The organism is Brevibacillus dissolubilis (genome assembly GCF_006170445.1).
Classification (GTDB): Bacteria; Bacillota; Bacilli; order Brevibacillales; family Brevibacillaceae; genus Brevibacillus_B; species Brevibacillus_B dissolubilis.
Genome location: NZ_VCNA01000007.1, coordinates 124,799 through 146,882 on the forward strand (window position 1 = coordinate 124,799; position 22,084 = coordinate 146,882).

The 22,084-nt window shown below is 51.3% G+C and carries 25 protein-coding genes; all 25 read left to right on the forward strand.

The window, feature by feature from the left end; genetic code table 11:
• Positions 1 to 174: 174 nt before the first annotated feature.
• The 25 genes from FGI41_RS14640 (at position 175) to fabZ (ending at position 22,044) form a co-directional block, all read left to right on the forward strand.
• Positions 175 to 546: an NADH-quinone oxidoreductase subunit A gene (locus tag FGI41_RS14640; protein WP_139491092.1), complete on the forward strand. Its 372-nt coding sequence runs from the start codon at positions 175 to 177 to the stop codon at positions 544 to 546.
• The gene (locus FGI41_RS14645) at positions 537 to 1,061 is read left to right on the forward strand and encodes a NuoB/complex I 20 kDa subunit family protein (protein WP_139491093.1); all 525 of its coding nucleotides are present in this window, start codon (positions 537 to 539) and stop codon (positions 1,059 to 1,061) included. Before FGI41_RS14640 ends, FGI41_RS14645 begins: the two co-directional genes overlap by 10 nt.
• A complete protein-coding gene (locus tag FGI41_RS14650) occupies positions 1,054 to 2,403 on the forward strand; it encodes an NADH-quinone oxidoreductase subunit C (RefSeq protein ID WP_139491094.1) in 1,350 nt (449 codons plus the stop codon). The genes FGI41_RS14645 and FGI41_RS14650 overlap by 8 nt, the downstream gene beginning before the upstream one ends.
• Positions 2,404 to 2,406: 3 nt before the next feature.
• Complete coding sequence (locus FGI41_RS14655) at positions 2,407 to 3,546, forward strand: NADH-quinone oxidoreductase subunit D (protein WP_139491095.1); 1,140 nt, start codon at positions 2,407 to 2,409, stop codon at positions 3,544 to 3,546.
• A complete protein-coding gene (gene nuoH / locus FGI41_RS14660) occupies positions 3,543 to 4,553 on the forward strand; it encodes an NADH-quinone oxidoreductase subunit NuoH (RefSeq protein ID WP_255298480.1) in 1,011 nt (336 codons plus the stop codon). The genes FGI41_RS14655 and nuoH overlap by 4 nt, the downstream gene beginning before the upstream one ends.
• A 22-nt stretch (positions 4,554 to 4,575) precedes the next feature.
• Positions 4,576 to 4,989 carry an NADH-quinone oxidoreductase subunit NuoI gene (gene nuoI, locus FGI41_RS14665; protein WP_139491097.1) on the forward strand — a complete coding sequence of 138 codons (414 nt, stop codon included), beginning with the start codon at positions 4,576 to 4,578 and terminating at the stop codon, positions 4,987 to 4,989.
• Positions 4,990 to 5,499 carry an NADH-quinone oxidoreductase subunit J gene (locus FGI41_RS14670; protein ID WP_139491098.1) on the forward strand — a complete coding sequence of 170 codons (510 nt, stop codon included), beginning with the start codon at positions 4,990 to 4,992 and terminating at the stop codon, positions 5,497 to 5,499.
• Positions 5,499 to 5,810 (forward strand): NADH-quinone oxidoreductase subunit NuoK, encoded by a 312-nt coding sequence (gene nuoK, locus FGI41_RS14675; RefSeq protein ID WP_139491099.1) that lies wholly within the window; start codon positions 5,499 to 5,501, stop codon positions 5,808 to 5,810. Before FGI41_RS14670 ends, nuoK begins: the two co-directional genes overlap by 1 nt.
• Positions 5,811 to 5,835: 25 nt before the next feature.
• Entirely contained in the window at positions 5,836 to 7,761 is a 1,926-nt protein-coding gene (gene nuoL, locus FGI41_RS14680; RefSeq protein WP_139491100.1) for an NADH-quinone oxidoreductase subunit L, read from the forward strand.
• The gene (locus tag FGI41_RS14685; protein ID WP_139491101.1) at positions 7,754 to 9,307 is read left to right on the forward strand and encodes a complex I subunit 4 family protein; all 1,554 of its coding nucleotides are present in this window, start codon (positions 7,754 to 7,756) and stop codon (positions 9,305 to 9,307) included. The genes nuoL and FGI41_RS14685 overlap by 8 nt, the downstream gene beginning before the upstream one ends.
• Positions 9,308 to 9,310: 3 nt before the next feature.
• On the forward strand, positions 9,311 to 10,834 hold the full coding sequence (nuoN, locus tag FGI41_RS14690) for an NADH-quinone oxidoreductase subunit NuoN (protein WP_139491102.1): 1,524 nt from the start codon (positions 9,311 to 9,313) through the stop codon (positions 10,832 to 10,834).
• 94 nt (positions 10,835 to 10,928) lie between these two features.
• Entirely contained in the window at positions 10,929 to 11,195 is a 267-nt protein-coding gene (locus FGI41_RS14695; RefSeq protein ID WP_139491103.1) for a DUF1146 family protein, read from the forward strand.
• An 89-nt stretch (positions 11,196 to 11,284) separates the two neighbouring features.
• On the forward strand, positions 11,285 to 12,037 hold the full coding sequence (locus tag FGI41_RS14700; RefSeq protein ID WP_139491104.1) for a YwmB family TATA-box binding protein: 753 nt from the start codon (positions 11,285 to 11,287) through the stop codon (positions 12,035 to 12,037).
• Positions 12,038 to 12,056: 19 nt separating this feature from the next.
• A complete protein-coding gene (murA, locus tag FGI41_RS14705; RefSeq protein WP_139491105.1) occupies positions 12,057 to 13,391 on the forward strand; it encodes a UDP-N-acetylglucosamine 1-carboxyvinyltransferase in 1,335 nt (444 codons plus the stop codon).
• A 157-nt stretch (positions 13,392 to 13,548) separates the two neighbouring features.
• Positions 13,549 to 14,064, forward strand: a complete 516-nt coding sequence (locus FGI41_RS14710; RefSeq protein ID WP_438358024.1) for an Lrp/AsnC family transcriptional regulator — start codon at positions 13,549 to 13,551, stop codon at positions 14,062 to 14,064.
• Positions 14,061 to 15,242 carry an aminotransferase gene (locus FGI41_RS14715; RefSeq protein WP_139491107.1) on the forward strand — a complete coding sequence of 394 codons (1,182 nt, stop codon included), beginning with the start codon at positions 14,061 to 14,063 and terminating at the stop codon, positions 15,240 to 15,242. Before FGI41_RS14710 ends, FGI41_RS14715 begins: the two co-directional genes overlap by 4 nt.
• Before the next feature lie 95 nt (positions 15,243 to 15,337).
• Complete coding sequence (gene spoIID, locus FGI41_RS14720; protein WP_139491108.1) at positions 15,338 to 16,336, forward strand: stage II sporulation protein D; 999 nt, start codon at positions 15,338 to 15,340, stop codon at positions 16,334 to 16,336.
• A gap of 66 nt (positions 16,337 to 16,402) precedes the next feature.
• Positions 16,403 to 17,128, forward strand: coding sequence for a M23 family metallopeptidase (locus FGI41_RS14725; RefSeq protein ID WP_139491109.1), 726 nt, complete (start codon positions 16,403 to 16,405; stop codon positions 17,126 to 17,128).
• Between the two features lie 198 nt (positions 17,129 to 17,326).
• Positions 17,327 to 17,611, forward strand: coding sequence for a sporulation transcriptional regulator SpoIIID (gene spoIIID, locus FGI41_RS14730; RefSeq protein WP_139491110.1), 285 nt, complete (start codon positions 17,327 to 17,329; stop codon positions 17,609 to 17,611).
• Between the two features lie 97 nt (positions 17,612 to 17,708).
• Positions 17,709 to 18,719 carry a rod shape-determining protein gene (locus FGI41_RS14735; RefSeq protein WP_139491111.1) on the forward strand — a complete coding sequence of 337 codons (1,011 nt, stop codon included), beginning with the start codon at positions 17,709 to 17,711 and terminating at the stop codon, positions 18,717 to 18,719.
• A gap of 12 nt (positions 18,720 to 18,731) precedes the next feature.
• Complete coding sequence (locus FGI41_RS14740; RefSeq protein ID WP_139491112.1) at positions 18,732 to 19,640, forward strand: flagellar hook-basal body protein; 909 nt, start codon at positions 18,732 to 18,734, stop codon at positions 19,638 to 19,640.
• A gap of 12 nt (positions 19,641 to 19,652) precedes the next feature.
• Positions 19,653 to 20,480, forward strand: a complete 828-nt coding sequence (locus tag FGI41_RS14745) for a flagellar hook-basal body protein (RefSeq protein WP_139491113.1) — start codon at positions 19,653 to 19,655, stop codon at positions 20,478 to 20,480.
• Positions 20,481 to 20,509: 29 nt separating this feature from the next.
• Positions 20,510 to 20,752, forward strand: coding sequence for a DNA-directed RNA polymerase subunit beta (locus FGI41_RS14750; RefSeq protein ID WP_139491114.1), 243 nt, complete (start codon positions 20,510 to 20,512; stop codon positions 20,750 to 20,752).
• A gap of 164 nt (positions 20,753 to 20,916) precedes the next feature.
• Positions 20,917 to 21,435: a CDP-alcohol phosphatidyltransferase family protein gene (locus FGI41_RS14755; RefSeq protein ID WP_139491115.1), complete on the forward strand. Its 519-nt coding sequence runs from the start codon at positions 20,917 to 20,919 to the stop codon at positions 21,433 to 21,435.
• Positions 21,436 to 21,588: 153 nt separating this feature from the next.
• Entirely contained in the window at positions 21,589 to 22,044 is a 456-nt protein-coding gene (gene fabZ, locus FGI41_RS14760) for a 3-hydroxyacyl-ACP dehydratase FabZ (RefSeq protein ID WP_176560282.1), read from the forward strand.
• Positions 22,045 to 22,084: the final 40 nt, after the last annotated feature.

A 22,084-nucleotide genomic window follows, 5' to 3' on the forward strand; every position in this document is an offset into this window, starting at 1 on the left:
TTTTCACAAAAAGCAGTAGGTTTTACCTGCGGTCATCATGTCCGCAGGTAAAACCATTTTTTACGTAGAAAAACATATATTAAAAAGAAAGGGCTTACGTTAGACACTCTGATACTGATTTGTTATAATTATCTAGGATTTTTTTTACCGTCAGTCGAGGGAGGAATTGAAGAGATGAGTGCCATCTATGCAAACAATTATGTGATAGTTGCCATCTTCTTGCTCCTTGGCATCTTGCTTCCGGTCGCAACCGTGCATTTTGTCGGGCCGTTGCTTCGTCCGAAAAGACCGAACGAAGAGAAGCTGAAGACCTATGAGAGCGGGAATGACCCGATTGGGAACAGTTGGGTACGCTTTAACGTGAAGTATTATATTTTTGCTTTGATGTTCGTTATCTTTGATGTGGAGACATTGTTCCTCTACCCATGGGCCGTGGCGTATAACCAGTTGGGCTTGTTTGCTCTGGTTGAAATGGTCATCTTCATTACACTCTTGGTGATTGGACTGATCTACGCATGGAGAAAGAAGGTGCTCGAATGGAGCTAGATCTCAGCATGATTGAACCTGAACTCCGAGAAGAACTGAACCGTAACGTCATGTTTACTACACTTGAAACCGTCAAAGGCTGGGTGCGCAGTAACTCGTTATGGCCGCTTACGTTTGGTCTGGCCTGCTGTGGGATCGAGATGATGACCACAGGCGGAGCACACTATGACCTTGACCGCTTCGGCGTTATTTTTCGTCCATCTCCACGACAATCTGATGTCATGATCGTAGCAGGAACGGTAACCAAGAAAATGGCACCGTTGCTTCGTCGTCTCTACGACCAGATGCCAGAGCCCAAATGGGTAATCGCGATGGGAGTCTGTGCGACAGCAGGCGGACCTTACGTGAAGTCCTACCACGTCGTAAAAGGGGTAGACCAGATCGTACCGGTCGACGTCTACATCCCAGGCTGTCCGCCAAGTCCAGTGGCTCTGATCTACGGAATCAACAAACTCCAGGAAAAAATTCGCTATGAATCAAGAACTGGAAAGCGGGTGACGAGTACCAGTGAGTGAGGAGAAAAGAAAACCAACACCTGAGGAGAAAGCGGCAGCGGCTGCGGCAGCCAAAGCCAAGGCAGCACGGGAAGCGGCTCAAGCTGTAGAGGCCAAATCCGAGACGGACGAGGCTCCAAAAGCAGAGGAAGTCAATACCGAAGCGGCTGAAGCACCGAAAGCGGAGGAAGAACCGAAAGCGGAGGAAGCACCGAAAGACGCAGAAGCCCTGGCAAAAGCCAAAGCAGATGCGGCAGCGAAGGCCAAAGCAGCGGCAGCCGCAGCAGCAGCGGCGAAAGCCAAGGCAGCGCGCGAAGCGGCACAAGCGGCCGAAGCCACATCCGAAACCGCTGAAGCACCAAAAGCGGAGGAAGCACCAAAAGACGCAGAAGCCCTGGCAAAAGCCAAAGCAGATGCGGCGGCGAAGGCAAAAGCAGCGGCAGCCGCAGCAGCAGCGGCGAAAGCCAAGGCAGCACGCGAAGCAGAAGAAGGCGGAGCCACCGAAGCCGCAAGCGGCGGAGCAGATGCCGAAGCCAAGGCCAAAGCAGCCGCGGCCGCGAAAGCCAAGGCAGCAGCCGCAGCGGCGGCAAAAGCAAAAGCGGCGCGTGAAGCAGCAGAAGGTGGAGCGACCGAAGAAGGCGGAGCAGATGCCGACGCCAAGGCCAAAGCAGCCGCGGCCGCGAAAGCCAAAGCAGCAGCCGCAGCAGCGGCAAAAGCGAAAGCAGCGCGTGAAGCCGGAGGCGGTGACGCTGGTGATGCAGATGATGCCAAGGCCAAAGCAGCGGCAGCCGCAAAAGCCAAGGCAGCAGCCGCAGCGGCGGCAAAAGCAAAAGCAGCAGGTGGCGACGGAGCCGCAGCTGAAGCGGCCGCACCAAAAGCCCCTTCCAAAAATCAGCCTTACCTCGATAAGTACGTCAAGGTGATCAGCGAAAAGCTGGGTGCTGATGTCATCGAGGATTCCTATATCAACGAGCTTTCCAAAGAAGTACCGACACTCGTAATCAAAAACGAACGCTGGTTCGATGTGGCTACTCTTCTCAAGCAGGAGCCGCAGCTTGGTTTTGACTACCTGTCCAACCTGCATGGTGTCGACTATGATGACCGGATGGAAGTCTGCTGTCACCTTTATTCCTATTCCAATCGACAAAGCGTAGCTGTAAAAGTGAAGACCAACCGTGAGAACCCATCGGTCAGCTCTGTCATGAGCGTATGGGCCGGAGCCGATTGGAACGAGCGGGAGACCTATGACCTGTTGGGGATTCATTTCCCAGGACATAACAACCTCGTCCGCATCATGTTGCCTGACGATTGGGTGGGACACCCGCTACGCAAAGATTACGAGCCTTACGACGAAGGGGTGTAAACGATGAATCTCTCTCTTCCAGAAGAGTTAACAGGCAAAACGGGTTTACGCACCGAAGAAATGATTCTCAACGTCGGTCCTCAGCACCCGAGTACACACGGCGTATTCCGTCTGGTAGCCAAAATCGACGGTGAAACGATCAAAGAAGCGATCCCTGTCATGGGTTATCTGCACCGTGGAACCGAAAAGCTGGCAGAAAACCTGACCTATACCCAGATCATCCCGTATACAGACCGTCTTGATTATCTGGCTTCGATGACCAACAACTACGTGTTCTGTCATGCCGTAGAGACGATGATGGGTCTCGAAATCCCGGATCGTGCTGAATACCTGCGCGTCATCGTGATGGAGCTGCAACGTATCGCCAGCCATTTTGTCTGGTGGGGTACCTACCTGCTCGATATCGGGGCGATCGGACCGTTCCTGTATGCGTTCCGTGACCGTGAAACCATCATTGAGTTGTTTGCGGAGCTGTCTGGTGCACGCCTTACATACAACTACATGCGGATTGGCGGCGTGAAGTGGGATGCGCCTCCAGGCTGGATTGATAAAGTCTCCGAATTCGTTCAATACATGAAAAAAGAGCTGGATAACTATCACCGACTCGTATCCGGCAATGAAATCTTCGTCAACCGTCTGACAGGTGTCGGCACGTACAGCCGTGAGATGGCCCTTGACTACTCCTTGTCTGGTGTCATGCTTCGTTGTACCGGGGAGAAGTGGGACCTTCGTAAAGATGAGCCATACTCCATTTACGACCGTTTTGATTTTGATGTACCGACTTCTACTGATGGTGACTGCATGGCTCGTTATCACTTGCGTCTGGAAGAAATCGTGCAATCTCTGCGGATCGTAGAACAAGCGGTCGCTCAATTTCCAAAAGACGGCGAGATCATGGGCAAAGTACCGCGTGTCATCCGTCCACCGGCAGGCGAGACCTTTGTGCGTATCGAGGCGCCTCGTGGTGAGTTGGGCGTATACATCGCAAGCCAAGGTAAGGATAAGCCTTGGCGCATGAAGCTCAGACGTCCGTCTTTCGTCAATCTGCAAATCCTCCCAGACCTGTTGCGCGGAGAGAATATCTCCAACATGATCGCCATTCTGGGTTCAATCGATATCGTTGTTGGGGAGGTTGATGCATAATGACAAGTCTGCTCGAACAGACACCTTCCCTGCTCAACGTTGTGCTGCTTGCTTTGGCAGCAGTTGCGCTTCTCGCTGTTGTACTTGGCTTCGTTACGTATGCCATCTACTTTGAGCGAAAAATCATCGGTTGGATGCAGCTGCGACCAGGTCCGAACCGCGTAGGTCCACTCGGTCTTTTGCAGACAGTGGCCGACGTAGCCAAGCTTCTGCTCAAAGAAGACACCCGTCCAAAAAGCGCGGACAAAGCTTTGTTTGCGTTAGCACCGGTACTCGCTTATGGTCCGGCTTTTGCCGTGCTTGCAGTGATGCCGTTCTCAGAAAACATCGGATTCGCTGACTTAGGTATCGGTGTGCTCTACTATATCGCGTTGTCGAGCATTACGATTCTGGGTGTTATCACAGCAGGTTGGGCCTCCAACAACAAATGGTCGCTGATCGGGGGCTTGCGCTCTGCGGCTCAGATGATCAGCTACGAGGTTCCACTGGTCATGTCCGTGGTCGGGATCATCCTGATGACAGGCAGCCTTAACCTGCGTGATATCGTCGAGGCACAGCGCGACGTCTGGAACATCATTCCACAGTTTTTTGCGTTCTGTGTCTTCTTGATTGCAGCACAGGCCGAATTGAACCGTTCTCCGTTCGACTTGCCAGAGGCAGAGTCTGAGCTGGTTGCCGGTTATCACGTCGAGTATTCTGGTTTCCGCTTTGCGATGTTCATGCTGGCGGAGTATGTATACATGTTTGGGATGGGGTCTCTCATTACCATCCTGTTCTTGGGTGGATGGCTGCCACCGATTGAAGCACTCGGATTTATTCCAGGGATCGTCTGGTTTATCCTCAAATTCTCCCTGTACGTTTTCCTTCAGTTCTGGCTTCGTGCCACCATGCCGCGTATCCGTGCAGACCAGCTGATGTCATTTGCCTGGAAAGGTCTTCTTCCGGTTGCACTGATCAACATTCTGCTTACAGCTTTCTTCGTTTCCTATTCGAACGGCAGCTTTTGATAAGCTAAAGGGGTGAAACAAAATGCTAGGATTTGCCAAAGGTCTTGGATTCACGCTGAAAAAGCTGACCGAGAAAAGCGTCACACATAAATATCCTGATGTTCCCTACCCGTTTCCACCGCGTTTTCGTGGCATTCAGCACTTTTCACCAGAGAAGTGTATCGTCTGCAACCAGTGTGCGCGGATCTGTCCGACGGAGTGCATCCAGCTAACAGGGAAATCACATCCAGACCCTGAGAAAAAAGGGAAGATCATCGATACGTACGATATCAACTTCGAGATCTGCATCCTCTGCGACTTGTGTACAGAGGTATGCCCGACCGAAGCGATTGTCATGACCAACAACTTCGAGCTGTCCACGTACAGCCGTGATGAGCTTTTCAAAAACTTGAAGTGGCTCGATGACAACAATACCAACGTCAGGGAGGAGAACTAGATGGATGCAAGTTTGATCATCTTCTTTCTGCTCGGATTCCTGACGATTGGCGGGGCTGTCTTCATGATCAGCTTCACGAAGGTGGCCCACATGGTTATCTCCATCGGGGTTACCTTCATCAGCATCGCCGGGCTGTTCGTCCTGCTCGAAGCAGAATTCGTAGCGGTCTCGCAGATCCTGGTGTACTCCGGTGCGATCTCGATCCTGATGCTGTTCGGGATCATGCTCACCAAACATGATGCCAGCGAAGACGAGCCGTCCAAGGCACAGCCGTTTTGGCTGACGTGGATCTTCGTGGCGGGTCTGTTTTTGATTGTTGCATACGGGATCTACTCTACCAACTGGAACGTGCTTCCGCCGCGCCAGCTTGACCCGAATGTAAGCAATGTGAAAGAAATCGGTGTGGAAGTGTTCACGAACTTCGTGGTTCCGTTCGAACTGGTATCTGTCCTGTTGCTCGTGGCGCTCGTAGGCGCGATCATCATGGCGAAAAAGGAGGATAAAGACTGATGACCGTAACGCTTTCTTCCTATTTGTTAGTCGCCCTGATTCTGTTTTGTGTAGGCTTGTACGGGGCTCTGCGGAAACGTAACGCCATCATCGTCCTGCTGTCGATCGAGCTGATGCTGAATGCGGTCAATATCAATCTTGTCGCATTTTCCAAATTCGGCTTGAACGCAGCGGTGACAGGTCAGATTTTTACCCTGTTCACGATGACGGTTGCAGCGGCTGAGGTAGCCGTAGGGATTGCAATCCTGCTTGCGATGTTTAGAAACCGCGACTCGATTCATGTGGATGAGATGGATTCAATGAAACGCTAGACTTGGAAAAAGGATAGGTGACAATATGGATACGATCATGCAATATGCCTGGCTCATCCCTCTTTTTCCACTGTTAGCGTTCGTCCTGATCCTCTCATTCGGCCGTCAGCTGAAAGAGGGAGCGGCGTATGTGGGAGTGCTTCTCACCGGAGCCGCCTTCGTCGTCGCGCTGATGACGTTCTGGACACGTTTTCAAGAGGGAGCAACTGATTATTCGTTCGCAATCGAATGGCTTCGCATTGGTGACAAAGCGATCAACATGGGCTTTGAGGTCAACCAGCTGAATGCGCTGATGCTGGTGATTGTGACGTTCGTCAGTACGCTGGTGCAGCTTTACTCCAAAGGCTACATGCACGGGGACGACCGTTTCCCTGTGTTCTATCAATACCTGGCACTCTTTACGTTCTCGATGCTTGGACTTGTGATTTCTCCTAACCTGCTGCAAGTGTATATCTTCTGGGAGCTGGTAGGGGTCTGCTCGTTCTTGCTCGTCGGTTACTATTTCTACAAGCCAGAGGCAAAAGCGGCTGCGAAAAAAGCATTCATCATGACCCGGATCGGGGACGTGGGACTGTTTATCGCGATTGCGCTTCTGTTCTGGGCAACCGGTTCATTTGATTACTCGGAGATTTTCAATGCAGTGGCACAAGGCAAGGTGGCTCCTGGGCTGATTACCTTGACCGCCATCCTGATCTTCGTCGGGGCTGTGGGGAAATCGGGTCAGTTCCCGTTACATACCTGGCTTCCAGATGCGATGGAAGGTCCGACCCCAGTGTCTGCCTTGATCCACGCAGCGACGATGGTTGCCGCGGGTGTCTATCTCGTAGCTGCTTCCTTCCCGCTGTTCCTCGCTTCTGACACAGCACTCAATGTGGTTGCGTATGTAGGTGGCTTCACTGCGATCTTCGCCGCTTCCATCGGTCTTACCCAGCGCGACATCAAGCGCGTACTCGCATACTCCACCGTCAGCCAGCTCGGTTACATGATGATGGCTCTCGGTATTGCAGGTGCGGCTGGTTATGTCGCAGGTGTGTTCCATCTGATGACACATGCTTTCTTCAAAGCACTGCTGTTCTTGGCAGCAGGTAGTGTGATCCATGCTGTTCATACTCAAGATATCTTCGAGATGGGCGGCCTGTGGAAAAAAATGCGCGTGACCGGGATCGTCTTTTTGATCGGCTGTTTGGCGATTGCGGGGATTCCACCGTTTGCCGGCTTCTGGTCCAAAGAAGAAATCCTCGGCGCAGCCTATGCGGCTCATCGTATGGATCTCTTGTGGATCGCTTTGATTGCGGCAGGCTTTACCGCATTCTATATGTTCCGTCTGTTCTTCCTCACGTTCACAGGCAAAGGCAACAGCGCCGGTGTGGACAAAGCACATGAGTCTCCGGGTGTGATGACGCTCCCGATGATTCTGTTGGCTGTCTTGGCGGTCGTGGCTGGTTTTATCAACACGCCATTTGCTCCGGCCCTGCATCATTGGCTGCTCGACAGCAGTGTGGGTGGCTATATCGTGCAAAAATACGGAGAAGGTGAACATCATGCTGCCAGCTGGGTGGCTGTAGCCGCGATCCTCGTCTCCGTCGGTGGTATCCTGCTTGCTTATCTGATGTATGGCCGCCGTTCGATCAACAGTGAATCCGTGGCGAAGGGTGCTTCTGTTCTCTACACCCTGTCTTACCGCAAATACTATTTTGATGAGATTTACGAATTCGTCTTTGTCCGTCTGCTCAAGCTGATCGGTCTCATACTGAACCTGTTTGACCGCTATATCGTCGAGGGGCTTGTCAATCTCGTCACGGCGATTACAGTCGGCATCGGTGCATTGAACGCCCGTATGCAGAACGGTCAGGTTCAGACATACGGCTTGGTTGTGCTGGTGGGTGTGGTTCTGCTCGTCGTGGGTCTTACCATAAGCCTCACGCCGCTGGGAGGTGTTCTGCTTGGTTAATAATTTCCTGCTGTCGCTCTTGACCTTCTCGCCACTCTTGGCGATTCTCATCATCGCGTTCATTCCCAAAACCCAAGGTGGCGCCATCAAGCAGGTGGGGATTCTCGGAACACTCCTGCCACTGGTACTCTCGCTGATGCTGTTTGGCCGCTTTGACTATCAACAGGGCGGAATGCAATTCGTTGAAGATGTACCATGGATCTCTATTCCTGTTACCTTGATGCAGGATGGCAGTCTGTTCTCCATCACGATCGACTATGAAATGGGTGTAGACGGTATCTCGATGCCGCTCATCCTGCTCACCGCGATCATCGGTACGCTTGCAGCCGTTGCATCTTGGAACATTAAGAAGCGCCTGAAAGAGTTTTTCATCCTGTTCCATGTCCTGTTGCTCGGGATGTTCGGTGTCTTCGCTACGCAAAACCTGTTCCTGTTCTTTATTTTCTTCGAGTTAACACTGATTCCGATGTACTTCCTCGTCGGGATCTGGGGCTATGGCGAGCGGGAGAGAGCTGCCAACAGCTTCCTCGTCTACAATGGTCTTGGTTCGGCAGTCATGCTGCTTGCCTTCATCGCCATCTTCTTCTTGGCGGGGAACGTCTTGGGCACACCGACGATGAACATCGCGGAACTGACCGCAGGCTTCACCCAACCGGAGAGTCTGCTCAACCTGGCACAGAATGAAGGCTTGCGTGTCGGTCTGTTCGTAGCACTCCTGATTGCATTCGGGATTAAGCTTCCGATCTTCCCGTTCCATACATGGATGCTGAAGGTTCACGTTCAGGCTCCACCGTCTATCGTTATGATTCACTCTGGTATCCTGTTGAAAATGGGTGCCTACGGTCTGCTCCGCTTAGGGATCGGGTTCTTCCCATCCGTTGCGGCGGATTGGGCGATGTGGCTGGCGATTCTTGGCCTCATCAACATCCTGTACGGGGCTGTCCTTGCTTTCGTACAAAAAGATTTGAAAATGGTATTGGCTTACTCCAGTATCAGCCACATGGGGATCGTCCTGCTCGGTTTTGCTGCGATGAACTCCATCGGCTTCCAAGGTGCGTACTTCCAAGTGATCTCCCACGGTTTTATCTCCGCGCTGATGTTCTTCCTGATCGGCGTTATCTGGGAGCGTACCAACAGCTCCACCATCAGTGAGCTCGGCGGTCTCGCCAAACCGATGCCGTTTATCAGCGGGATTTTCCTCGCGGCGGCCATGGCTTCACTCGGTCTGCCTGGCATGTCTGGGTTTATCAGTGAATTCCTCGCGTTCCTCGGTCTGTTCAACGCGATGCCTTGGCTGGCGGCCATCGGTACACTCGGGATCATCCTCACAGCCGTCTATCTCTTGCGTGCTGTCTTGGCGACTACGTTCGGTCCGACACAGGAGCGCTTTCACAGCGTATCCGATGCCCAGCCGCTCGAAGTGATTCCGATGGTAGTCCTGCTTGGCTTTATCATTCTGCTCGGGATTTACCCGGCGATCTTGAGTGATCCACTGCAGGCTACGTTAAAAACCATCATCATCAATGTTACGGGAATAGGAGGGTAAGCGATGAACACAACTATTTTTTCCTACGATTGGAGCTACCTCCTGCCCGAATTCACCGTCCTTGGTTTTGCCACCCTGGTTTCTCTCCTAGACCTGTTTCTGGGTAAACGAATCAGCAAAACGGCGTTGGCTTGGATTGCCCTGTTAGGTGTTGTCCTGGCCGGAGTGTTTGTCGTCGGCAACATGCAGGCGCTGACTGAGCCGATCCAGTATATGAATGATATGATGCGTGTCGATGACTACGGCAATGCCTTCAAATTGCTGTTCCTCACAGGCGTCGCCTTCACCATCCTAATCTCCATGGGCTATATGCAGCAGGGAGAGGTGAAGGACACCGGGGAGTACTACTATCTGATCCTCTCCGGCTTGCTCGGTGCAATGGTGATGGCTTCCTCCGCAGACCTGATCACCCTGTTCGTCGGTCTGGAGCTTCTGTCGCTTTCTTCCTACATTCTGGTAGGTCTGCGCAAAAAGTCGCTCAACTCCAACGAAGCGGCGTTCAAATACGTCGTCTCCGGCTCACTTGCCACTGCATTCACGCTGTTTGGGATGTCGTACGTCTATGGTCTGACCGGTACGACCAACCTGTATCAGATCACAGAACGTCTGGCAGAAGCATACTCCACGGGCTTTGGCTTCATGGTACTGCTTTCCTTCGTATTCCTGATCGCAGGTCTTGCGTTCAAGATCTCTGCTGCACCTAACCACATGTGGGCACCAGATGTGTACCAAGGTGCGCCGACACCGATCGCTTCCTTTTTGACGGTCGTCTCCAAGGCAGCAGGTTTTGCGCTGATCCTCCGCGTACTCTTTACCGCGTACCGTGGGGTGATGGATCAGCAGATGCAGGCTTCCGTATTTGAGGAGCTGCTCTGGTTCATCTCCATCATCGCAGCGATCTCCATGATCATCGGTAACACCATGGCGATGCGCCAAACCAACATCAAGCGTATGATGGCGTACTCCGGGATTGCCCAAGCTGGTTATCTGCTCGTTCCATTTGCGGCGATCTCCCAATTCTTTTTCCAGCAGACTGTGTTCTATCTGTTTGCGTATCTGCTCGCAAGCTTTGGGGCATTCGCGATCATTATGGTAGTGACACAAGATCAGAAGACAGAGGATCTCAAAGCATTTGCGGGCCTCTATCACCGTGCACCGCTTACCGCTGTAGCGATGACCATCTTCATGCTGTCGCTTGCGGGTCTTCCGGTCTCGGCTGGTTTCTTCGGTAAATTCTTTATCATCTGGAGTTCGATCCTTCATGCCAACTACTGGCTGGCTGGTATCATGATCGGGACCAGCATCATCTCGTACTATTATTATTTCGGGGTGATCCGCCAGATGTACATGCGCACCGGCGACACAGAAGCGAAGCTTCGTCTGCCGATTGGTGTGGGCGTGGTTGTGCTGGTATGCTCGCTCGGTACTCTCGTATTCGGTGCGGTGCCAGATTGGGGAATTCAATTCATCCAAGCACAGCTTGATCCGAACTTCACCTTTGCGGATATGTTTACACCAGGAAAATAAGGCTGTAGAAAAAGGGACGGCAGAACCAGCCGTCCTTTTTTCTTTCTCCACAACCTTCTGCATATGATATGGTAGAGGGACAAGACAGGGAGTAATGGATGCACAAAGAAAGGAAGATGCCGCTGTGACAGGTTCATTCGGACTGAACGCCTTGTTTATGATCCTGATATCGGTTTTATGTATTGGCCTAAGCTGGTGGGCGCTGCAAGCATTCCGGTTTGATTTGTTTGTCAAAAAACCGGACGGCCCTCAAGCCAAAGCACTGCAAATCCTGCTGTCCATCTTTATTGGACACGGGGTTGCTCAGTTTCTGCTCGACTATTATGGCTCCTCGCGTATGCTCGAACAACTTTTTCGCTAGTTTGGCTGGTATAACCCTCCAGTTTTCCGTCCACACTGATGGTATATAGAAATACATGAGTACGGGACAATGTGAGAGGGGTATCGATTATGGGGAAAAATAACCGTTTGTCTGTCATGATGTTCGTGTTGATGGCTCTGCTTTTGCTTGCGTTTCTCTATCCGGTGTCAGCCAAGGAAGCGGGGGAACCATCCGTGACCAATATGCTTGAGGCATTGGAAGCGACAGGAGCAACCGCTACGGACATTACCATGCGTACCAGTGTGGCTCTTCCTTTTGTGGATAGTTCCAAGGAACTACTCGCATTGGGGCAAGAGTGGAGTAAGCGGTTATCAGTACCGGTACAATCGCAGTTAAGCAGAGAAAAACACAACGTGGTCTATCAATCTCAGGGGGTTTGGGGCAAAGCATTGCTTTCCATCCGCTTGATAGGAGTCGAGCAATCCGGCAAAGTTGGTACATATCTTGTGGTTTCTCTATCAGGGAAGCGTTCTCATTTACAAGATATAGAGAATTTACGACAATATGCGACAAATGAACTCAAAAACTCCCAACTGATTCCGCAATTTAGCACTTGTATTCGCGGAATATACAGTGATAAGATGAGTGTTGGCTGGCAGAAGGGTAAGATATTAGGTATTTTTCAAGCCCTGGGAGCCCGTGAGGTAGAGCGTCTCGAAGACGAGTCTGTCATCAGTGTTTCTGCCTACACTCGTGAGTGGCGGCCATTCATCATGACGGGCAACCAGAAGATGAATCTGCAAGTCGCAACACACGTCGATAAAAACAACCAACTAACTCGGATCACTATAGGGACACCTATCATCACAGCGGAATACTAAGCACGCGGAGGGGTATACATTGGATAAAATCGTTGTCCGCGGTGGTAAGGCATTGGCGGGAAATGTAAAAGTATCTGGCGCAAAAAACGCAGTATTACCTATTATTGCAGCAGCACTGCTCGCTGAAGAAGGGACTTGCGTCATACATGAAGTTCCGGGCCTGGATGATGTGCTTACAATCTGCGAATTGCTCAAGGAGCTGCAGGTAGCCGTTACATACCAGAACGAAACCCTTACCATTGATGCAACCAAACTTGCAAAAATAGAAGCACCATATGAGCTTGTGCGCAAAATGCGCGCGTCTTTCCTCGTCATGGGACCACTTCTGGCCCGCAAAGGCAAAGCGCGTATCGCACTGCCGGGTGGCTGTGCAATCGGCACACGCCCAATCGACCAGCATCTCAAAGGCTTCGAAGCCATGGGCGCGAAGATCGAGATCGGTCAAGGATTTATTGAAGCAGAATCGAATGGTCGCCTCCAGGGAGCGAAGATCTATCTCGACATCCCAAGTGTAGGCGCAACTGAAAATATCATGATGGCAGCGGCTCTCGCAGAAGGCACTACCATTATCGAGAACGCTGCGGAAGAGCCGGAGATCGTTGACCTGGCTAACTTCCTCAACAGCATGGGCGCAAAAATCCGCGGGGCAGGTACCGGTTCGATCCGTATCGAAGGTGTCGAAAGCCTCAAGGGATGCACCCACTGTGTCATCCCAGACCGGATCGAAGCAGGTACCTTCATGGTAGCGGCAGCGATCACCGGCGGAGATGTCTTTATCGAAAATGCAATCTATGACCACGTGAAGTCCGTCACCGCGAAGCTTCGTGAGATGGGTGTCCAAATCGAAGAAAACGAGAACGGCCTGCGTGTCTACCGCAATGGTCCGCTCAAAGCAGTAGACCTCAAAACTCTGCCGCATCCAGGCTTCCCAACCGATATGCAATCCCAGATGATGGCGCTTCTGCTTATCTCTGAGGGGACCAGCATCGTTACCGAAACCGTTTTTGAAAACCGCTTCATGCACGTAGAAGAGTTCCGACGCATGAATGCCAACATCAAAATCGAGGGACGCAGCGCGATTGTTGAAGGCGGCGCGAAGCTGACCGGCAGCAAAGTATGTGCAACCGACCTACGCGCAGGTGCATCACTTGTACTGGCTGGTCTGGTAGCTGAGGGTGACACCGAAGTATCTGGTCTGCACCACCTCGACCGCGGCTATGTCAACTTCACCGAAAAAATGCGTGCGTTGGGTGCCGACATCGAGCGCGTAAGCATGGAAGAGCAACCAAAGGCTGAAGTAGCTGAAACCAAAGCAAAGACCATCAACGTGAATTTTTCCCCTAATTTTGCCTAACAATCGATTTGGAGTGTATCGGTCCATATCATCCGATCATGATTAGAAAGAGCCCCTCCTTGCATTCGTGTAAGGAAGGGTTCTTTTTTGATAAAAGGTTTTTGATCTATAGGAAACGTATTCCGCAGCGTGATATGATAACGAAAAACAAAATGAAATGGAGTGCGCCTCAGTGGAAAAAGACAAATCCAGAGAATTGTTGCGCTTGTTAGAAGAAGACAGCCGTCTCACGGCGGAACAACTCGCTAAGCTGTTGGGTACCACCAAAGAAGATGTTGAGCAAACGATTAAGCGCTTACAAGACGAAAAGGTTATCGTCAAATATCCGGCCCTGATCAACTGGGAGCGGGTCGATGATCATCCATATGTCACTGCGATGATTGATGTCAAAGTCACACCGAAGCGGGATGTTGGCTTTGATGAAGTGGCGAAGCGGATCACCCGTTTTCCAGAAGTGAAAGCGGTCTACCTGATGTCTGGGGCAAGTTACGACTTGTCCGTTGTCTTGGAAGGGAAGACCTTGCATGAGGTGGCGAACTTCGTCTCTCAGAAGCTGGCTACTCTCGATTCTGTGGTCTCTACCGCAACCCATTTTATCCTCAAGCGATACAAGCATGATGGGATTGCTCTTGATGATCAAGACGATGATCAACGGATGGTGGTCACGCCATGACACAGTCCCAGCCGAAATCCCGTCTTGCCAAAACCGTTGATTCATTGAAACCATCAGGCATACGCCGCTTTTTTGACCTCGCTGCATCGATGGAAGGGGTCATCTCTCTTGGTGTGGGGGAACCTGATTTTGTGACACCGTGGCGTGTCCGCGAAGCCTGCATCTCCTCTCTGGAGCGCGGCTATACCGCGTATACATCCAATGCCGGGCTGTTGTCCCTGCGAAAAGAAATTGATCACTACCTGCAGGACCGGTTCTCCCTGCACTATAATCCGGAGACCGAGATGCTGATTACCGTAGGGGCCAGTGAAGCGATTGACATTGCCCTGCGCGCCATCCTCAATCCGGGGGATGAAGTGCTGGTCGTTGAGCCTTGCTATGTCTCCTATGAACCGGTGATCCGTCTTGCTGGGGGTGTCCCTGTCTTCTTACATACGACAGCAGAGAACAACTTCAAGCTGACTGCAGAAGAGCTGGAAGAAAAAATCTCCCGCAAGACCAAAGCGATCATTTTCTGTTATCCGAACAATCCAACCGGAAGCACGATGACCCATGAAGAATGGGAACAGCTGCTCCCGATCATCAAGCGCTATGATCTGCTTGTCCTCTCCGACGAGATCTATGCAGAGCTTACGTTTGCAAAGCGTCATGAGAGTATCGCCTCTCTGCCTGGGATGAAAGAGCGGACGATCCTGATCTCCGGCTTTTCCAAGGCATTCGCGATGACGGGCTGGCGTCTCGGCTATATCTGTGCACCACCTGACCTGCTCACCGGGATGCTGAAGATCCACCAATACACCATGCTTTGTGCGCCGAGCATGGTACAGATGGCAGCGATCGAGGCCCTGAAGTACGGCATGGATGATGTAGACCGGATGGTGGAGAGCTACAAGCAGCGCCGCAACTTTATGGTCGAGGCTCTGTGCGAGATCGGGCTTGCCTGCCATCAGCCGGAGGGTGCGTTCTATGTGTTTCCGTCTATCGCTTCTACCGGGCTGACCGCCTCTGAATTTGCCGAGCGGCTTCTGCTTGAAGAAAAAGTAGCCGTCGTACCAGGAGACGTCTTCGGTGACAGTGGTCGTGACCATATCCGTTGCTCCTACGCTACATCCCTCGCCCAATTAGAAGAGGCCATGGAGCGGATGGGCCGCTTCGTGAAGCGACTCTCCCAGTCCTAGCAAGTCACTTCTCTACGTTCTATCCTCTCGAATGGAAACATAGACTGTAAGTGTTCAGCACAAATCTATGTGACTCTAGTTCGGGAGGATCGAACATGAAACGCTACGTCCTATCACTCTTGGTAATCCTGCCTATCCTGCTTGTCCTCATCCCCGCCGCCCTCGTGATCTACCAATCTCCCGTCAGTCCCGTAGCCAAGCCCGTCGTCCAGATGACCAACACACCTGTCCCTGAGCCGGTTGGCAACCAAATCCCCGTCAAAGTCTATCGTACAAGCACCAAAAAGGTAGATACCGTTCCGCTGGAAACCTATATCGAAGGAGTCGTCTCCGCTGAGATGCCGGCAGAGTTCGAGCTGGAAGCGCTCAAAGCACAGGCGATGGCCGCCCGCACCTATATCGTCCGCCGTATCCAGCAAGGCAAATTTGACGATGTACCAGCAGGAGCGCACGTCTTCGATACGGTCAAGCATCAAGCCTACCTCGACGAAGCAGAGCGTCAGAAGCGCTGGGGAAGCGGCTTTGAGTGGAAGCAAAAGCGGATTCAGCAGGCTGTGCGCGAGACAGCAGGCATGGTTCTGACCTACCAAGGCGAACCGATCGATGCCACCTTTTTCTCCACCAGCAATGGCTTCACCGAGAACTCCGAAGAATACTGGAGCAAATCCATTCCTTATCTCAAAAGCGTAGCAAGCCCGTGGGACATCCAATCCCCGCGCTATGAAGAGCAAGTCACCCTGACGCTTGCTGATCTGGAGCAGAAGCTTGGTGTCAATGTCACGGCCGCCACTTCAGGCGGTGCCTGGTACGATGTCATCGAACGCACCACAGGCAACCGGATCGGCAAAATCCGCATCGGGGACAAGGAGTTCAGCGGCAAGCAAATCCGCGAGAAGCTGGGACTCAACTCCACTTCTTTTACCATGAGGCTGAACCGCGGGCAGGTCACGATCACGACACAAGGGTACGGACATGGCGTCGGCATGAGCCAATGGGGCGCCAACGGCATGGCCAAAGCAGGCAAAAAGGCAGAACAGATCGTCAAATACTTCTATCAAGGCATTTCTCTGACCGACTACAAAAAAATCATTTAATATTCCCTGTTTCCCGAGGTTTATGCGTCAGAAATCTGGCGATACTGAGGGATGAGGTGATATTAAATGGAAGATCAAAAATCTCCAAAACAACCAACTCCAATCAAACAATCAGCATGGAAAAGCTTCATGGGCAAGAAGTGGGCGTTCCCCGCAGTCTACATCTCAACCGCAGCAATCATTCTCGCATTCGTGATGTGGTTCCAAGGTAACACCACCAATGACACCATCGAGAAAGAGCAACTGATGCAAGGTGTAACCACCACGACGCCAGAAGACGAAACTGCTGCTGCGACTGACGGAGAAACTCCTGATGCGGTTGCTGTATCGGGTGCAGCTGAACCAATGGCATGGCCTGTAGGTGAAGGCATCAAGTACGACATGGGCATGGGCTTCTTCGATGACCAAGCTCCAAAAGAGCAACAGGAAAAAGCACTCGTGAAGTACGAAGACTCCTTCGTGCCGCACACCGGAATCGACCTTGTCTCCACGGATGACAAGCCATTCGAAGTGACAGCCGCTCTCGCAGGTAAAGTCACAAAAGTGGAAAACGACCCACTCGTCGGAAACTTTATCGAGATCGAGCACAAAAACGGCATCGTCTCCGTCTACCAAAGCCTGGAGAAGGTCACTGTCAAAATCAATGATGAAGTGACCAAAGGCCAAGCAATCGGGACGGCTGGCCGCAACATTTATGAAAAAGAAGCGGGTATTCATCTCCACTTCGAAGTCCGCTCCGAAGGAAAATCCGTTGATCCAACTAAATATCTGACCCAGGTGGAGACTCAGTAATTCATCTGCACCAGACACGACAACCTACAGGAAATCCGTATCCTGTAGGTTGTTTTTTTGATCATTCACTGATCCAGTTGGCCATGCTTTATGAAAAAGTTTGCAAGTTATTGGGCTGTAAGACTTGTCTATGTAGAATATGTGTCCGATCGCTCCCATATATTGTATCAGACAATTTTGATCAGGGAGGCGAGGGGCGTGCACGATTACATCAAGGAGCGAACCATCAAGATTGGGCGATACATTGTAGAGACGAGGAACACGGTTCGCATGATCGCCAAGGAGTTCGGTGTGTCCAAAAGCACGGTGCACAAAGATTTGACAGAGCGACTGCCCGAGATAAATCCAGAGCTGGCTAACCAAGTAAAGGAAATTCTGGAGTATCACAAAGCAATTCGTCATCTGCGGGGAGGAGAGGCGACCAAAATCAAATACAAGCGCAAGAACAAGAAAGTACGTGCACAGCAGGAAGAAAGTGTCTAGAGAAACTTGTGTCTGACAGAGAGGAATTCCTTGTACTCTCACGAAATAGTTCCTATGATATACTTATAGCAATGTAATCGTACAGGGAGGCCCTTTCATGTTAAGCAAAGATATCGGGATCGACTTAGGCACTGCCAATGTTCTGATCTATGTAAAAGGCAAAGGCATCGTCTTAGATGAGCCATCGGTGGTGGCTATTGATAATAAAACGAGAAAGGTTTTGGCAGTAGGTAATGAGGCATACCGCATGGTAGGACGCACACCGGGCAATATCGTCGCAATCCGTCCTTTGCGTGATGGGGTTATCGCTGATTTTGAGATCACAGAAGCAATGTTAAAACACTTTCTTGCCAAAATCGGAGGCAAAAGCCTCTTTACAAGACCACGCATCCTGATCTGCTGCCCGACCAACATCACATCCGTCGAGCAAAAAGCGATCCGCGAAGCGGCTGAGCGCAGCGGTGGAGCGCGTGAAGTCTATATAGAAGAAGAACCAAAGGTAGCCGCTGTGGGCGCAGGTATGGAAATTTTTGAACCATCTGGCAACATGGTAGTAGACATAGGCGGTGGAACAACGGATGTTGCTGTTCTGTCCATGGGTGATATTGTCACCGCCTCCTCTATAAAAGTCGCGGGCGATAAATTCGATATAGCTATTATGAGGTACATAAAGAACAAGTATAAGCTATTAATCGGAGAACGCACGGCTGAGGATATCAAAGTACAGATCGGCACCGTGTACGGTGGACGCCAGGACGAAATGGATATTCGTGGACGCGATATGGTGACGGGTCTTCCGCAAACCATCACAATCCGCTCCTATGAAGTCCAAGAAGCCCTGGCTGAGTCGGTCAGCTCGATTGTACAAGCTTCCAAGAATGTTTTGGAACGAACACCTCCGGAGCTTTCTGCCGATATCATTGATAAAGGTGTCTTTTTAACCGGTGGTGGCGCACAATTGCACGGGATTGACCAATTGCTCGCAGAAGAACTCTTAGTACCTGTAGTCGTAGCCGAAGAACCGATGATGTGCGTAGCCAAAGGAACCGGTAAGATGCTGGACTATCTGGATAAGCTTCCAGCCAACCGTAAGAAGTTTTTTGGATAAGGAGGGGTAACCTTGATTCGAGGACTGTACACAGCGGCATCTGGTATGTACGCTCTGCAAAACCGTCAGGAAGTATTGGCTAACAATCTTGCCAACGTCAACACGCCAGGTTACAAAGAAACCGAGGGCGTGATCCGTTCGTTCCCAGAGCAGCTGATTGCCCGCATCCGTGATAACCAAGTCCCTAGCATTCCAGGCGTACCGACCATGCCCGGACAACCCGTGAATATTGGCCGTCTGCACACGGGTGCTTATCTGTCAGAGTCGATTGCAAGCTTCGCACAAGGTGATATCGTCAAGACTGACAACCAGTTTGATATCGCACTGACAGATAATCTGCCATACCCGCAAGACCCTGCACGAGTCAACGACAAACCGGTGCAGCCGAAGCTGTTCTTCAGCGTGGCCCGTCTGGATGATCCAGCCAACCCGGCCCCGCAGGACGCGATTCGCTACACCCGTAACGGCAAGTGGAATCTTAATGACGAAGGCTATCTGGTCACCATGGATGGATATTACCTCCTCGATCAAAACAACCAGCCCATCCAAGTACAGGATGTACCCACATCCGCCAGTCGTGACATCACGGTTTCATCAGAGGGTGTCATCACTCTGCCTGATCAGCAGACGAGAGTGACTCTTGGCATCAAAGTAGCCAACAACCCGTATGAAATGGTCAACGACGGTGGCAACGTCTACCGTTACGGCGGTCAAGGCGAGCTGGCGAATGTCATGGACGACCCGAACAACGCAGGCTTCTTTGCAGTCCGTCAAGGCTGGATGGAGCGCTCCAACGTAGACCCGACCCGCACGATGACCGACATGATGACCGTGCTTCGCTCCTATGAAGCCAACCAACGCGTGATCAGCACCATCGATGGTACAATGGAAAAAGCAGTCAACGAAATCGGCAAGTTATAAGGAGGGTAAACCATGCTTCAATCCATGCATATCTCCACATCAGCATTGAAAAGCGTCCAGTATGCCCTCGACACGACAGGCAATAACTTAGCCAACATCGACACGGTAGGGTATAAGGGAAAAGACGCTACATTCTCTGATCTATTGACCGACACCTTGAACAAACAGCCAGACAAAGATAAGGCTGAGCGCACCACGCCAAAAGGCTTCACCTATGGCAACGGTGTCCGCATCAGTGCAAGCAAAACAGACTACAGCCAAGGCGCCGCGAAAGTGACAGAGGTGCCGACAGACCTCATGCTCGAAGGCCCAGGAGCTTTTCTTGTCAGCCGCAGCACCAACGGCGGTCAGGGCGAAGAGCTCCGTTTTATCCGCAATGGTAACTTCAAGCTGACTCCATCAGGCAGCTCCCAAGCCGGCCAAGAACTGATGAACCTGACCACCGCTACTGGCGACTTGCTCGTAGACGAACGTGGGATCGCCATCGAAGTGCCACCTGGGGATCTGAAAATCCTGCCTGACGGTACGGTCAATGTGAACGGTCAAGCGACCACTTACAAAATCCCTGTCTATAAAATGACCGATCCAAGCCAGTTTACACAGATGGGCGACAACGAATACCTCGTTCGTGTGCCGATCGACGAACTGAGACTGGTCAACCAAGATGGAGAGCCGACCCTCACCAGCATCCGTCAGGGCGCCCTCGAGATGTCCAATGTCAGCATGGACAAAGAAATGAGCAACCTCATCATCGCGCAGCGTGCTTACCAGCTCAATGCCCGTGCCCTCTCGATCGGGGATCAGATGATGAGCATCACGAACATGCTCCGCAACCGCTAATATCTCTGACAAATGGAGGACCCCCTGATATGGATCAAGCAAAAGGGAACAGCCTCTTAGGAGAAGAATCAAGCGAACAGGCATTCAAGCCCAACCGTGGCGGCTGGCCCCGTGTCGTCGCCAAGATTGTGCTTGTGCCTGCTTTGCTGTTTTTCTCATTATTGATCGGGCTGATCATCGGTTACAGTGTGATTGGGAAATCACCTGTATCAGAAGTGTTTGACTTGAATACCTACAAGCATATGTATGATTTGATTTTTGCCGGTACATAAGTTCTGACGGGATTGGATAAAAGGCCTTTCAACCGCTTGGGTAAAGGCCTTTTTCTTGTTTCTGTACAATTCAACCGGGAAAAGAGTATAATGAGAAAAGCGGTCTTTTTTACACAAATTAGAAGGCGCCACCACTTACACGCAGGCGCACGGAGGTATGTTCGGTGAATATTCCGAATGCACTCACGCTTTTTCGTATTACATTAATCCCTCTGTACCTGTGGGTTTTCTTTTCCCCGTTTCCATTCCATATAGAAATTGCCTTTGGCATCTTGGTCTTGGCGGGAATCACGGATATGCTGGACGGCTACATTGCCCGGAAATACAAGTTGATTACCACCTTGGGGACCATGCTCGACCCACTTGCTGACAAACTGATGATGTTGGCTGCGATCAGCTCCTTTTATATGTCGGAGCGGATCAGCTTGTGGGCAGCGCTCTTCTTCTTCCTGCGCGATATTGGCATGATCCTGTTCTCTGCACTGTTTCACTTCCGGGGCAAGAAAACCGTTCCGGCCAATGTGTTTGGGAAAGTCACGACTGTACTGTTCTACCTTGTTTTTACGCTGGTCATGTTTAGGCATCCGTACGGAGAGGAAACACTGTGGGTAGTTATTTCCTTCTCCTTCGTGACAAGTGCGATTTATTTGACCAAAATCCGCTTGCTCAACCGGATCGGCTAAATAAAAAAGAGCACTTCATCCAGGAAGCGCTCCTTTATTATGAACCCCATTCTCCTTTGTGGGAGTGGGGGGTATACATAGTGTATATTTCTTTGTAACATATAATTCACCAAGTAACTACTCAAATGTTGGAAATGGAGCTGAATGATTCTAATGGAACAGACTACGACTGCACGCACCACGATTTTTGACAATAAACAAATTCAGGAGATCATCCCTCACCGTTATCCTTTTTTACTGGTGGACAAGATTGTTGAGTTTGAAGAGGGAAAACGCGCGGTCGGGATCAAGAACGTAACGATCAACGAACCGTTTTTCCAAGGTCATTTCCCAGGCTACCCGGTCATGCCGGGAGTACTCATCATTGAGGCATTAGCACAGGTAGGCGCGGTTGTGCTCCTCAGTATGGAACAATACCGTGGCAAGCTTGCTTTCTTCGCCGGGATCGACGGTGTCCGCTTCAAGGAACAGATCAAGCCAGGCGACACGCTGGAACTCGAAATCGTGATGACCCGCATGAAAGGCAAGATCGGAAAAGCGACCGGCATCGCCCGCGTAGACGGCAAAATAGCAGTCGAGGGTGAATTGATGTTTGCCGTAGGAGAATAGTGAATAATTCTTGAATAACAGGTTGGTTTGCAGTAGAATT